This window comes from Halobacillus sp. 12SKB (assembly GCF_052941655.1).
Genome location: NZ_JBRFWR010000001.1, coordinates 1,629,774 through 1,643,775 on the forward strand (window position 1 = coordinate 1,629,774; position 14,002 = coordinate 1,643,775).

Annotated in this window: 13 protein-coding genes; 11 read left to right on the forward strand and 2 right to left on the reverse strand. The window is 47.4% G+C overall.

Annotation, left to right across the window (positions count from 1 at the left end; genetic code table 11):
* Positions 1 to 8 precede the first annotated feature (8 nt).
* The 10 genes from ACQ4XT_RS07965 to ACQ4XT_RS08010 all read left to right on the forward strand — a co-directional run bounded on the left by ACQ4XT_RS07965 (position 9) and on the right by ACQ4XT_RS08010 (position 10,969).
* Positions 9 to 1,049, forward strand: a complete 1,041-nt coding sequence (locus ACQ4XT_RS07965; RefSeq protein ID WP_446853205.1) for a Gfo/Idh/MocA family protein — start codon at positions 9 to 11, stop codon at positions 1,047 to 1,049.
* Positions 1,046 to 2,083, forward strand: a complete 1,038-nt coding sequence (locus ACQ4XT_RS07970; RefSeq protein WP_446853206.1) for a Gfo/Idh/MocA family protein — start codon at positions 1,046 to 1,048, stop codon at positions 2,081 to 2,083. Before ACQ4XT_RS07965 ends, ACQ4XT_RS07970 begins: the two co-directional genes overlap by 4 nt.
* Before the next feature lie 22 nt (positions 2,084 to 2,105).
* Positions 2,106 to 3,074 (forward strand): sugar phosphate isomerase/epimerase family protein, encoded by a 969-nt coding sequence (locus ACQ4XT_RS07975; protein WP_446853207.1) that lies wholly within the window; start codon positions 2,106 to 2,108, stop codon positions 3,072 to 3,074.
* 603 nt (positions 3,075 to 3,677) lie between these two features.
* Entirely contained in the window at positions 3,678 to 4,373 is a 696-nt protein-coding gene (locus tag ACQ4XT_RS07980; protein ID WP_446853208.1) for a YesL family protein, read from the forward strand.
* Between the two features lie 100 nt (positions 4,374 to 4,473).
* Positions 4,474 to 4,911 carry a histidine utilization transcription antiterminator HutP gene (hutP, locus tag ACQ4XT_RS07985; protein WP_446853209.1) on the forward strand — a complete coding sequence of 146 codons (438 nt, stop codon included), beginning with the start codon at positions 4,474 to 4,476 and terminating at the stop codon, positions 4,909 to 4,911.
* A 119-nt stretch (positions 4,912 to 5,030) separates the two neighbouring features.
* Positions 5,031 to 6,572 (forward strand): histidine ammonia-lyase, encoded by a 1,542-nt coding sequence (gene hutH / locus ACQ4XT_RS07990; RefSeq protein ID WP_446855621.1) that lies wholly within the window; start codon positions 5,031 to 5,033, stop codon positions 6,570 to 6,572.
* Positions 6,556 to 8,220, forward strand: coding sequence for a urocanate hydratase (hutU, locus tag ACQ4XT_RS07995; protein WP_446853210.1), 1,665 nt, complete (start codon positions 6,556 to 6,558; stop codon positions 8,218 to 8,220). Before hutH ends, hutU begins: the two co-directional genes overlap by 17 nt.
* On the forward strand, positions 8,220 to 9,500 hold the full coding sequence (gene hutI / locus ACQ4XT_RS08000; protein ID WP_446853211.1) for an imidazolonepropionase: 1,281 nt from the start codon (positions 8,220 to 8,222) through the stop codon (positions 9,498 to 9,500). The genes hutU and hutI overlap by 1 nt, the downstream gene beginning before the upstream one ends.
* Complete coding sequence (gene hutG, locus ACQ4XT_RS08005) at positions 9,463 to 10,401, forward strand: formimidoylglutamase (RefSeq protein WP_446853212.1); 939 nt, start codon at positions 9,463 to 9,465, stop codon at positions 10,399 to 10,401. Before hutI ends, hutG begins: the two co-directional genes overlap by 38 nt.
* Positions 10,402 to 10,558: 157 nt before the next feature.
* Entirely contained in the window at positions 10,559 to 10,969 is a 411-nt protein-coding gene (locus ACQ4XT_RS08010; protein ID WP_446853213.1) for a hypothetical protein, read from the forward strand.
* A gap of 60 nt (positions 10,970 to 11,029) precedes the next feature.
* Here the strand turns inward: ACQ4XT_RS08010 and ACQ4XT_RS08015 are convergent, their stop codons facing one another.
* Positions 11,030 to 11,965: an LCP family glycopolymer transferase gene (locus ACQ4XT_RS08015; RefSeq protein WP_446853214.1), complete on the reverse strand. Its 936-nt coding sequence runs from the start codon at positions 11,963 to 11,965 to the stop codon at positions 11,030 to 11,032.
* Between the two features lie 225 nt (positions 11,966 to 12,190).
* Here ACQ4XT_RS08015 and ACQ4XT_RS08020 point away from each other — a divergent pair, with 225 nt between their 5' ends.
* Positions 12,191 to 12,562 (forward strand): hypothetical protein, encoded by a 372-nt coding sequence (locus tag ACQ4XT_RS08020; RefSeq protein ID WP_446853215.1) that lies wholly within the window; start codon positions 12,191 to 12,193, stop codon positions 12,560 to 12,562.
* A gap of 45 nt (positions 12,563 to 12,607) precedes the next feature.
* On the opposite strand, the gene ACQ4XT_RS08025 is transcribed toward ACQ4XT_RS08020, so the two are convergent.
* Positions 12,608 to 13,819 carry an ROK family transcriptional regulator gene (locus tag ACQ4XT_RS08025; protein WP_446853216.1) on the reverse strand — a complete coding sequence of 404 codons (1,212 nt, stop codon included), beginning with the start codon at positions 13,817 to 13,819 and terminating at the stop codon, positions 12,608 to 12,610.
* Between the last annotated feature and the right edge of the window lie 183 nt (positions 13,820 to 14,002).

Here is a 14,002-nt window from a genome sequence, read left to right on the forward strand (position 1 = left end):
CTTTTACTATGACACAATTGAAAATTGCTGTAATTGGATGCGGAAGTATTGCTCAAAACCGTCACCTTCCGGAATACGTAGCGAATGAAAATGTAGAGGTCACTGCCGTATGTGACATTGTTGAAGAACGTGCAAGAGAAGTAGCGCAAGTGCACGGTGCGACTCTTTACACCGATTATGAAGAGCTTTTGAAGAAAGAAGAAGTGGACGCGGTGAGCGTCTGCCTGCCGAACTATTTGCATGCACCCGTTTCGATTACTGCTTTGAATGCCGGTGCTCATGTTCTTTGTGAAAAGCCGATGGCGACATCCAAAGAAGAAGCAGAGGAAATGATTCAGGCAGCTGAAAAGAACGGAAAGAAATTGATGATTGCTCACAACCAACGTTTTGTACCGTCTCACGTGAAGGCGAAAGAACTAATAGAATCAGGGGCAATCGGAAAAGTGTACAGCTTCCGTACGGCTTTCGGTCACGGTGGACCGGAAGGATGGAGTGCAGAAGGAGAAGACAGCTGGTTCTTCAAGAAAGATCAGGCGTTCATCGGTGCCATGGGTGATTTAGGAGTACATAAAGCAGACTTGCTCCGCTACATCCTTGGCGAAGAATTCGTCGATGTGGCAGGTTTTATCGAGAACAATGCCAAGAAAGACATCACTGTCGATGATAACGCCGTCTGCATTCTACGTTCTCAATCCGGTGTTGTCGGAACAATGGCAGCGAGCTGGGCTTACAACCCGAACGAAGACAATTCTACTGTGATCTACGGGGAAAAAGGAACGCTTCGCCTTGAAGACGATCCAGAATACTCCTTGATCGCTCAATATACGAATGGCGATATCGTCAATTACCAGCTTGGTAAAATCCAATCCAACGAAGAAGGCGGACAATCGAATTCACACGTCATCGACCATTTCGTTGACAGCATTGTGAATGATACCGAGCCGCTCATCACTGGAGAAGAAGGTATGAAATCACTGGAAGTCATCCTCGGCGCCCTCCGCTCAGGCGAAACGAGACAGATCAGCAGCCTGGAGAAAGTCACGAAATGACACGCTTGAAAATGGGAATGATCGGAGTAGGGGGAATTGCCCAAGGGCGGCATATTCCCTCTTTCCTTGATTTAAAAGACAAAGTGGAGCTGACGGCTGTTCAGGATGTGAATGAACAACGAGCGGAAGAAGTAGCCGAAGCCCATCAGATTCCCTATGTTTTCAAAGATTATAAGGATCTATTTGCGAAGGTCGATGCAGTCACGATCTGTACGCCGAACAAGTTTCATGCGGAAATTTCCATTGCCGCCCTTGAAGCTGGCGTGCACGTGTTATGTGAAAAGCCGATGGCAATTACGACAGAGGAATGCGAAGCGATGATGAAAGCGGCCGAGAAAAATGACCGCCTTTTATCGATTGCCTACCACTACCGCTATACACCGGAAGCGCAGCTGGCTAAAAAAGCGATCCTCAATAACGAAATTGGAGATCCTCTCGTAACGAGGGTCCAGGCAATGCGACGCCGGAAAGTTCCAGGTTGGGGTGTGTTCACCAACAAAGATTTGCAAGGCGGCGGCAGTTTGATCGATTTCGGCTGTCATTTGCTCGACCTTGCGCTTTGGCTTCTGGATGATCCGAAACCTGTCGAGGTGATGGGACGTACCTATGACCGTCTAAGTAAAACGCCGGGACAGGTCAATGACTGGGGAGCATTCGATCATGAATCGTTCAACGTTGATGACCATGTGACCAGTTACATTACTTTCGAAAACGGAGAGTCCATGCAGTTCGAATGCTCCTGGGCGGCCAACATTAAGGAAGACCACACGTCGCTTTCGATCTCTGGGGTCGACGGGGGCCTCAGTGTCTATCCGTTTGAACTCTACCAAGCCAAATATGGCGCTTTGCTCGATAGTACAGCGAAGATCCGTGAAGGCGATCCGACCCCTGGTCTCGCTCAGGCAGAGAACTTTATCGACAGTTGTTTAGGGAATGACGAATTAGTTGTGAAGCCGGAGCAGGCGTTGAAAGTGACGAAGCTGATGGAAGCGATCTATCAGAGCAGTGAAACAGGTACGAGTGTGAAACTATAAACCTAGCAGGAGGAGATTGTTCATGAAATTAGGCGTTTTTACTGTATTATTTTCCGATAAATCCTTTGAAGAAATGCTGGACCACGCAAAAGAAGCAGGTTTGAAAGCGGTCGAAATCGGAACTGGCGGCTATCCTGGAAATGCTCACTGTAACGTTGATGAGCTCTTGGAAAGTGAAGAGAAGAGAAACGAGTACTTAAAGAAAGTCCATGACCGTGGACTTACAATCAGTGCTTTTAGCTGCCACGGAAACCCGGTTTCACCGGATAAAACCTTCGCAGAAGAGTCTCATGAAGCGTTTGTAAAATCGGTAAGACTGGCAAGCTTGATGGATGTCCCTGTTGTGAACACCTTCTCAGGTACACCAGGCGGTCACGAAAACGATACGGCTCCAAACTGGCCGGTCACTCCATGGCCACCGGAATATTCAGATGTGTTAGAATGGCAGTGGAACGAAAAACTGATCCCTTATTGGAAAGAACAAGGGAAGTTTGCCGAAGAACATAACGTAAAAGTCGGTCTTGAACTGCATGCAGGGTTCCTTGTCCACACCCCTTACACGATGTTGAAGCTTCGTGAAGCGACAAGTGATGCAATCGGAGCGAACCTTGATCCAAGCCACTTATGGTGGCAGGGCATCAATCCTGTAGCGGCTATCAAGATTTTGGGTAAAGAAAATGCCATCCACCACTTCCATGCGAAAGACACGTACATCGATCAGGATAACGTCAACATGTACGGTCTGACAGACATGCAGAATTACGGAAACGTACAGACGCGTGCATGGAGTTTCCGCTCCGTCGGTTACGGTCACGGAATTGAAGAATGGTCCAATATCATCAGTGCTCTTCGTACGTATGGTTACGATCATGTCGTAAGTATCGAGCACGAAGATCCGATTATGTCGATCAATGAAGGATTCAATCAAGCCGTGAAAAACTTGAAGTCCGTGCTGATTGAAGAACCGGCGACGGAGATGTGGTGGGCTTAATTTGGAAACAGCAAAACCCCTCTGACTTTTGAGGGGTTTTTCTTTTAGAATTGTTGATTACATATAAGCTCCCGATTGTGGAAGACTCAGTTTCGAGACTTTTGTTGAGTGGATGGGGCTGCGGGGAATAACTCGCTTTCCGCGGGAGCGCGGTGAGCCTCCTCGGACTGCGTCCTGTGGGGTCTCACCCTGCACTTTTTTCCCGCAGGAGTCTCGCCATTCCCCTCCGCCCACTTGCTGGAAGAAATTCTCGAAACACCCTTCCATCAATAGGAGCTTTTATGGTTGAGAATCCTATATCAAAGCGGTTTAAGCAGGATTTATAACAGTTTTAGGCAAGGTAATATAACAAGGGTTTCGAGAACCTCATATGGTAAAGGGCGGAGGGAAACGGTGAGCCTCCTGTGGGAAGTGCGTGGTAGATGAGACCCCGCAGAGCGTTAGCTCGAGGAGGCTCATCACTCGCCCACGGAAAGCGAACCTTTTCCCGGAGCCCCTAAATCCACACAAACATCTCGAAATCAAGTCTTCCACAATCCTGCCATATACTTTAATAACTATTTTCTGTGAGCTAGCGTTTTTTATAAAAGGAAGGGGAAGATTATGAAACAGTCATCAGGAATCAGAGGAGGATTATACGCGGTCAGCGAATGGATCAGTAAGTTTGCATTGACCAACTTGCAGTGGGCCGTGTTCAATCTGCCTGTCGCACTATTATTATTGAGCTTATTGAACGTGGGAGACATACAGCAATTGTGGTATTTGCTGCCGCCGCTTGTCCTTTTGCTGCCTTTCATCTTTTTCCCCGCCACAACCGCCATGTTTGCAAAGGCGCGCGACTGGGTGAGGAAAGATCATAAAGAAACCGCTGATCGGTCCTACCTCAGCTATTACAAAGAGAATTACAAAAACAGCATGAAAGCTGGAATCGTTCTTACCATTCTGTGGAGTGTGCTCGCCGCCGATCTTTATTATTTTTCTACGACAAGTTCTCTGCTCATGAATCTGTTTCTGATCTTGGGAATCCTGCTGTTTGTTTACACGATTAACACATTCAGTACGCTTGTCCATTTTGATTTGAAAGTAGGAGCGGCGCTGAAAAAAGCGTTTATGCTTACGTTTGTCAGTCCGGTATTGTTTTTGACAGTCGCCATCAGTTCAGGATTCATTCTGGCTGTCAGTCTGTACATCTTCCCGCTGATCATCCCGATTTTCACCGGATCCATCATCGCCTTTCTCGCATTCTCCGCGTACTACAGGCTATATTTAAAACTGAATAATATGGAAAATGCTGTATGACCTGGTCCATTTGGATGAGGTCATCTTTTTTGTATTGCGGACAATTAAGAAAGCGGTTACAATTTAAGTAGTTATTAGTGATAAGTAGGGTGGAGATGGTATGACCCAGACGGTGAAAATAGGAAAGCTTGCGATGCTGCTCGCTTCGCTGGATGAGAATGAGAGAGAGCTTTTTGCTCCTGCGTTCGAACAGGTGGATTACTGCCAGGGGAAAGCGGGTTCGATGGAAGTCCAAAAAGTCATTGCGGCAGTCGAAACCGCCGCCAAACGGAATGGCATCATCGCAGAGAACGTCTACAGGGAGACGCATGCCCTTTATCATGCGATCTTAGAATCCTTGCAGGGCGTGACGCGGGGGCAAATCGGAGTCGGTAACATGATGAGGACCGTTGGACTTCGCTTTGCCGTCGTTCGTGGAAAGGCTTATGACAGATCCGAAGAAGGCGAGTGGATCGCCGTCGCTTTTTACGGAACGATCGGGGCACCGGTAAAAGGTTTGGAACATGAGACATTTGGACTCGGTATCAATCATATATAAAGAATAGGTGGCCTATAGTCATGAGCGATGAGGGGGCGACAATGGTATTTCCTATGCCATTGTCGCCTCTTTTTGTAGAAAATCCACCAGAATCTTTTCGTGTGAAAGGGGGATTGTGGATGATCGAACTGAATGGAAGAGACTTATCGATTGGGCAAATGAAAAAGATCTGTTTCGAGAATGCCAAAATTGGCTTATCCAAAACCAGCCTGATCGATGTCCGGGCAAGCAGAGAAACCGTAGAGGAAATCGTGACGAGAGGACACTCGGTGTACGGCATCAATACTGGTTTTGGCAAATTGAGTGATGTCCGAATTGCTGCGGAGGACGTCGACAGCCTGCAGCACCATCTGATTCGTTCGCATGCGTGCGGAGTGGGCGAACCTTTTTCTGAAAAAGTGAGTCGTGCCATGATGGTACTACGGTTAAATGCCCTCATGAAGGGCTATTCGGGAGTCCGGGAAGTGCTTGTTCAGCGGTTATGCGATCTCGTTAACCTGAACGTCCATCCGGTCATTCCTTCGCAAGGATCACTCGGGGCTTCCGGGGACTTGGCTCCGCTCGCCCATTTGGCGCTTGTCCTGATGGGGGAAGGAGAAGTTTTTTTCGAAGGTGATCGGTACCAAACGAAGGATATATTGCAAAGGCTGTCATTAAAGCCACTAGCGTTAAAGGCAAAAGAAGGCCTTGCGCTCATTAACGGGACGCAGGCGATGACGGCTGTCGGAGTCATCAGTTACATCGAAGCAGAACGCCTGGCCTTGCAGTGTGACTGGGTGGCAAGCCTTACGCTGCAGGCACTGGAAGGCATTCGGGATGCTTTTCATCCGAGCATCCATGAAGCGCGCGGCTATCCGGAACAAATGGCGGTGGCTGAGCGGATGCGTCACCTAATTAACGGCAGCCACCTCGTCACTTTTCAAGGAGAAAAAAGGGTGCAGGACGCTTATTCCTTGCGATGCATTCCACAAGTGCACGGCGCCACGTGGCAGACACTTCATTACGTACGGGAGAAATTGACGATTGAAATGAATGCGGCGACGGACAATCCACTGCTTTTAGAAGGTGGAAAAGTGGTGGTATCCGGTGGGAACTTCCACGGCCAGCCGGTCGCTTTTGCGATGGACTTTTTGAAAATAGCCATGAGTGAACTGGCCAATATTTCGGAACGCAGGATCGAACGGCTCGTCAATCCGCAGTTGAATGATTTTCCGCCGTTCCTAAGTGCGAATCCGGGTTTGGAGTCAGGCTTGATGATTGTACAGTATGTGGCTGCATCGTTAGTTTCTGAAAATAAAACACTCGCCCATCCGGCTAGCGTCGACTCGATTCCATCGTCTGCGAATCAGGAAGATCATGTGAGCATGGGTACCACCGCAGCCCGGCATGCGGCCATGGTCATCGACAACGTGGCAAAAGTTGTAGCGATCGAATTAATCTGTAGTCTGCAGGCGCTTGAGCTCAGGGGCATTGAGCGGGCATCGTTACTTGCCCAGGAACTCTGGAAATCTGCAAGAAGTGTGGTGCCGAAAGTGACGCAGGATCGGGTGTTTTCTAAGGATATTGAAAACGCAGAGAAATGGTTGAAGGAGAGTGCTTTTGATTGGAACAAATGGCGATCCGTCCATGAAGGAGGAGAAACATATGTCGACAACTCGTAAAGTGAAAGCCAAAACTGGCTTGCAGTTGGAATGTAAAGGATGGGAGCAGGAGGCGGTCTTAAGGATGCTCTGCAACAACCTTGATCCGGAAGTCGCAGAAATCCCTGAAGAACTCGTCGTCTATGGCGGCATCGGTAAAGCGGCACGGGACTGGGAAGCGTTTGATGCGATCGTTGCAACGTTGAAGCGTCTGGAAAAGGACGAAACAATGCTCGTCCAGTCCGGGAAGCCAGTGGGTGTTTTTAAAACGCATGAAAACGCGCCGAGGGTACTGCTTTCAAATTCCGTGCTGGTCCCAAAGTGGGCGAATTGGCAGCATTTCCATGAGCTCGATCAAAAAGGGCTGATGATGTACGGCCAAATGACCGCAGGCAGCTGGATCTACATTGGGTCACAGGGCATTTTGCAAGGAACGTATGAAACGTTCGCGTCCCTTGCTGAAGAACATTTCGGAGGCTCTTTGAAAGGAACGATTACACTGACGGCAGGCCTTGGCGGTATGGGAGGGGCCCAACCGCTGGCGGTTACGATGAACGGTGGAGTCGTCATCGCTGTCGAAGTGGACCCTGTCCGGATTTCGAAGCGCCTTCAGTCCGGCTACTGTGATGTGAGTACAGACTCTATGGAAGAGGCGGTTTTATGGGCAAAAGAAGCGAAGGCAAATAGGGAGGCTCTTTCAATCGCTCTCTTAGGAAACGCGGCAGAAATGCATGAACGACTTTTACAAAATGGGTTGGAGATCGATATTGTCACAGACCAAACATCAGCTCATGACCCTCTGAATGGTTATGTGCCTGTGGGATATTCGCTAGAAGAAGCAGCCGTTTTAAGGAAAAAGAATCCTGACGAATATGTGCGTCTTTCATCGAAGTCCATGGCTAAACATGTAGAACTCATGCTTCAGTTCCAAAGGAAAGGCAGCATCGTTTTCGATTACGGGAACAATATCCGCCAGGTCGCACTCGAAGAAGGTGTTGAGGATGCCTTCGACTTTCCTGGATTCGTTCCCGCTTATATACGTCCATTGTTTTGTGAAGGGAAAGGACCATTCCGCTGGGCCGCTTTGTCCGGTGATCCGAAAGATATCTACCGCACTGACCAGCTCATCAAAGAACTTTTTCCTGAAAATGAGAAGCTTTTGAGGTGGATTGACATGGCACAGGAAAAAGTCCAGTTTCAAGGCCTTCCTTCAAGGATTTGCTGGCTCGGATATGGGGAGCGGAAGAAGATGGGCATGGCAATCAATGAGCTTGTGAGAAAAGGAGAATTGAGTGCGCCCGTGGTGATCGGAAGGGATCATCTGGATTGTGGATCGGTCGCCTCACCAAACAGAGAAACGGAATCGATGCTGGATGGCAGTGATGCGGTTGGTGACTGGGCGGTGCTGAACGCGCTCATTAATACAGCGGCCGGTGGCTCGTGGATTTCTTTCCACCATGGCGGTGGTGTCGGAATGGGCTACTCCCTTCATGCAGGAATGGTCGTTGTAGCTGATGGTACTGACCTCGCCAAAGAAAGACTGGAACGTGTCCTCACGACAGATCCTGGCATGGGTATACTCCGACACGCTGACGCCGGTTATGAGAAGGCAGTCGAAGAAGCGGATAAGCATGAGATTGATATTCCGATGAAAAGGAGGGGGCAGTGATGTACGATACGCTCATTGAAAATATTGGACAATTGATTTTACCTGCTGAGGGTCCATTAAAAGGGGAAGCGATGAAGCAGCTGGAAGTAAAAGAAGACATGGCCATAGCTTTTCAAGATGGCAAAGTCGCCTGGATCGGCACAAACGAAGAAGGACAAAAACTAAAAGCCAGCGAGCGGGTCGATGCTTTGGGAAAAACTGTAACACCTGGTCTCGTTGATCCGCACACGCATCTCGTTTTCGGAGGGTCGCGGGAAAATGAGATGGCATTGAAGCAGGCGGGGGTCCCTTATTTGGAGATTTTGCAGCAAGGGGGCGGGATTTTATCAACGGTCGAAGCGACGAGGGCGGAGAGTGAGACGGAGCTTTATGAAAAAGCAAAACAGACGTTAGAGCAGATGGCAGCACATGGGGTGACGACGCTTGAAGCGAAGAGCGGCTATGGACTTGAGCGTGAGGCAGAGTTGAAACAGCTGCGTGTCGTCAAACGGTTGAACGAAGAAAGCATACTCGATTTAGTTTCGACATTTCTAGGTCCTCATGCGATTCCGCCGGAGTACAAGGGGAAGGAAGAAGCATTTCTTGATGAAATGATCCGTCTGCTTCCTGAAATCAGTGAGGATGGGCTGGCGGAGTTTACGGATATTTTTTGTGAAACAGGTGTCTTTACCATTGAGCAGTCCCGTCGTTTCATGAAAGCTTCCCAGGAACTCGGCTTCCAAACGAAGATACATGCCGATGAAATCGATCCGCTTGGAGGAACAGAACTTGCTGTTTCTATGGGCGCGGCATCGGCGGACCATCTAGTTGCAGCTTCTGATGAGGGAATCGACAGCCTTGCTGAAGGGGAGACGGTCGCTGTGCTGCTTCCGGGAACAACCTTTTACTTAGGAAAAGAACATTACGCGAATGCTAGAAAAATGATCGACCGTGGAGCTGCCGTCGCCCTCGCCACTGATTTCAATCCTGGCAGTTGTGTGACCTACAATCTGCAGATGATTATGTCGCTTGCCGCATTAAAAATGAAGATGACCCCGGAGGAGATATGGAATAGTGTCACGGTGAATGCCGCACATGCGATTGGAAGAGGGGATGTGGCCGGGTGTTTGAGTGTGGGGAGAAAAGCGGATGTTGTCCTGTGGGACGTTCCGAACTATAAGTACATCCCCTATCACTATGCCGCTAATCATGCGAAGGCTGTATGGAAGAGTGGAAGAAAGGTGTGGGAGAGGAGGGGCGCTCGTGTCTTTTCAGTACCTCAACCGGGGCAGGGATGCTAGATTCAAAGATCGTCATACGACGAAAGTTGATGAGACGGTTTCTTATTACGAGCCTGGGAAAACCGGGGATATAGGGCTTATCGGTCTGCCTTTATCTAAAACTTCTATTTCATTGTCAGGCGCATCGGAAGCACCTGGGTCGATTAGAAAGGCGCTGGGGTCTTACAGTACGTATTCAGGGGAGAAAGATAAAAGTTATGAAGGTGTGCAGTTGTTGGACTTTGGGGACGTCCTGGTGCATCCGACGGATAACGAGGAAACACGGAAGCGGCTGAAGACGAGTGTGAAAGAAATGATAGACACCGAAGCTTGTTCCAAGTATGTCATGCTTGGCGGGGATCATGGAGTGAGTTTCCCTAGTATTTCAGCCTTTCATGAGAAATACGGGAGAATCGGAGTCATCCAATGGGATGCTCATCATGATCTGCGAAATGTTGAGGATGGCGGCCGGACAAACGGAACCCCCTTTCGTAGTTTAATTGAAGAAGGAATCATCCGCGGCGAAGATCTCGTCCAAGTCGGCATTCGCGATTTCTCAAACGCTAAAGCCTACGCCGACTATGCCAAAGAACACCACATCCACACCTACACCATGGCCGACGTGGAAGAGGAAGGCATCCATAATCTAACAGACCAGGTCATACAGATATTGGAAGATAAATGCGACTGCATTTATCTGTCTGTCGACATGGATGCGGTTGATCAGGCGTATGCACCTGGTTGTCCTGCTATTGGGCCGGGAGGATTGACGGCAAGAGAGCTCCTAAACAGTGTATCAATTGCTTCTCGTCATCCTATGGTCAAAGGGATGGACATCGTAGAAGTCGACCCTACTAAAGACTTCAGAGATATGACGAGCAGGCTTGCTGCTCACGTTATGATGAGGTATATGTATGTGTGATATGGAAATAACTGTTAGACCTGGTCATCCATGAAATGGATGACCAGGTCTAACAGTATTTGTAAGAAAACATATACAACCGTTTCTCCTTATGGTATTTTTAGTTTAATCTTGTGATTTGTTTTAGCTTTTGAGATGGGAGAATGAGGGACTAGCAATGAGAGAAGTTATTTTATTGTTGGCTGATGTAGTCAATGTTTGGCATGATGTGATTTTGAAATTCACGCGATTGATGGGGTGGAATCTTACAGATAAGGACCTCCATTTCTGGGTCATTGGTATCCTTGGAATCATCGGCCTTATTTTCGTGGATATCCTTTTCCATGCCATAGCAAAATGGAGCATTACGGCCATTTCGTTCTTATTTACGTTTGCGATGGTACTTGTCTTTGTTTTTGCAGTTGAGATTCAGCAGAAAATCACCGGCAGTGGAAATATGGAGTTTGCAGATGCCTTTGTCAGCGTGCTGGGTTTCTTCCTGTTTTGCGGCATTTATTTTGTTTTTATTGGGATCATTCGCGCTATAAAAAAATATACAGCAAAAAAGGAAGACCAGGATGCGGCCTAAGCAGGGCTTCCTGTCTTCAAATGAAAAGCCCCCTTCTCGTTATGAGAAGGGGGCTTAGTGTTATTCAGAACCGAAATTGACGATCATGTCATGCGTTTTTTGAATTTCCTCTTCAGACATGTAAATCAAATACATGCCGTTAGCCCGGAAGTTTTCTCCCTCCATCTGATAGGTAGTCGAATTTTTGCGGGCACTGCTGTATTTGGTTACGAGTCTGCGCATATCCGCGAACTGCATGTTTGTGCTTACATTGTCACCCAACACATCCATGACGTCACCGACTTTGTTCACAGCGTCAAGACGCGCTCCTTTATCAATGATTCCCTGGATGACCTGACGTTGTCTTTCATTACGACCCAAGTCTCCGTTAGGGTCATTTTTGCGCATGCGGACGAAAGCGAGCGCTTCACGACCGTCCAATTTTATTTCGCCTTCTTTGAAATCAAATGGACCTGAGCTGAAAGCACGGTCGTTATTGACAGTGATTCCATTCACAGCATCGACCACTTGAGATAGTCCTTCCATATTGACTCTGATGTAGTAATCCAATTCAATATCAAGGAAGTTTTCCACTGTATTTACGGCCATGTCACTACCCCCGTAGGCGTAGGCATGATTGATTCGTGTCTTTCGTCCGTCCCCGGCAATCTCTGCATACGTATCCCGCGGGATACTGACCATCTGCATTTGGTCATTGCTCGGATCAAGCGTCATGACAATCATTGTATCGGAACGACCAACATCATTCTCCCGTTCATCGACACCGAGAAGGAGGATGTTTAACGGTTCCTTGTTATCTACTTTTTCTTTGGTTTGATCTGTATCGATGGACGTTACATCTTCGTGTAAATCCTGGTTCACCGTCGTACGAACTTCATTATAGATGGTATATAAATAAACGCCTCCGATTAAAAATATAAGTGCAACTACAAATAGGAGGACTTTCCAACGTCTGCGTTTACGCCTTTTCTTTTTCTTCAATTCCCTGCGTTCCATTCACCCACCTCTTTCTATAAACTACTATCCTATTATACGATTTTTGTAGATACATGTAAAAATTCTCCCATAAATAAGAGAGAAGTATAAGATATAAATGGTAAATATTGGTGTACCAGGTCATCCAGAATATGGATGACCTGGTACGTTATTTTCTGGAAGGTGTGGTACGAGGGAGGGGTGCGGCATATAGTGGTATAAGTTATTCTTTTGGAGGAATGTAAATTGAGAAAGTGGTTGGGGCTGTTGCTCGTTTTGGGTCTTTTAGTAGGGTGTGCACAGAATGCGACAGAGAGATCGATCCAACAGTTTACATCTTCTATGGAGAATGAACTGCATTTTGTTTATTTTTATGATGAAGAGCCGCCGGACAAAAAAATCCGATCGCAATTGAACGGAATGAAGGTGTATCTGGCTCGGAAAAACGTCATCGCGACCATCAGTTATCAAAAAATCGTGGCCGAAAAAAATTATGAGGAACTCCTCGATGTGAAAGATAGCCAGATTCTTGTTTTTGATTTCAAAGGAATCCGGTATAACGCAAGGAATATCCATGTGTTAGAAGGAATGGTCCTGCAAATGCAGGCCAATCCATAAAAAAGAGCCTGCCGACAGTAGTAAACTGCTGGCAGGCTCTTTTTCTTATCTCGAGAAAAATTCTTCTAATATCAGTACGCAAGCCCCGATCGCTGATGCGTGCTCTTCTAATTTGGATAGGACGATATGCGTTTCCTTCGCTTTACTTGTCAGGCCCCGGGAGTGGATCGTTTCTTTAATTCCATCCATCAGAAAGTCCCCAGCCTTCGAAACGCCCCCGCCGATAATAATCCGTTTAGGGTTCAATGTATGGATTAAGTTGGTCAAGCCGATGCCGAGAAACCTTCCTGTCTGATTCAATAGTTCAATACTGAACTCGTCACCCTCACAGGCCGCTTCATAGACAAGCTTTCCGTCCACTTTTTCAAAATCGTGATCCACAAGGTCACGGATCATAGATGGCTTCCCAGTTTTCAATTCCTTGCGGGCTCTTTCTGCAATGGCTGGACCGGCAGCAAGCGTCTGCAGACAGCCGTAATTGCCGCACGTACATTTCGGGCCGGAAAGGTCGATCGTGATGTGACCGATCTCTCCTGCGATATTGTTTTCTCCATGGAAAAGTTGGCCCTTGATCATCATCCCGGCGCCGATTCCGTTCCCGACGTTGACACCGACCATGTTATCCGCATCGTTTCCGTTGCCGAACCAATATTCACCAAGCGTCATGGCCTTTGCATCATTCTCTACTTTGACGATCATATCAAACTCATGTTCAAGCTCCGCTTTTATCGGGATATCGTAGAGCTGGAAGGATGGAGCGAAACGAGAGACTCCTTCAATCGGATCCACAATTCCGTGCATACCGATTCCGATGCCCAGGAATTTCTTCGGATCACATTTCCCTGATGTGAAAAATTCGCGAATGCCGCTTTTCATCGTTTCAAGAATATCCTCTTTTGACGGATAAGCAGGGATTTCTTTTTTCGCAACATCCTTCAGTTCTCCATATAAGTTCGTTACGACAAAGTTCATATGGAAGGTCCCTACATCGACGCCGATGATGTAAAAATGATCGGCGTTAATTTCAAGTAGTGTTGGTTTACGCCCACCTTTGGACTGCCCCTGTGTCGTTTCAATAACAAATTGGGTCTGGATCAGTTCTTTGACAATATTACTGACTGTGGGTGGAGTCAATCTCGATTGCTTCGCGATATCCGCCCGGGAGATTGGCCCATGCTCGCGAATCATATTCAATATAATCGAGCGGTTCATCGATTTCATCAACTGAAAACTGCCTCTAGTATAGTGCGTGCTCATACGATTCCTCCAACTATGTTGTACTACTTCCATTTTACCACAAAAAGTAACTTATTAAATTTATTTTACTAAGTTACTAGGTTAAGTGCTCTACGTAGCGCATCTATTATAGAACAGCTCTCTTTTTAAAAGAGTTAATTTTGAAAAAACTCTTTTCATTTGTAAGGTTCTGTGCTACCTTAT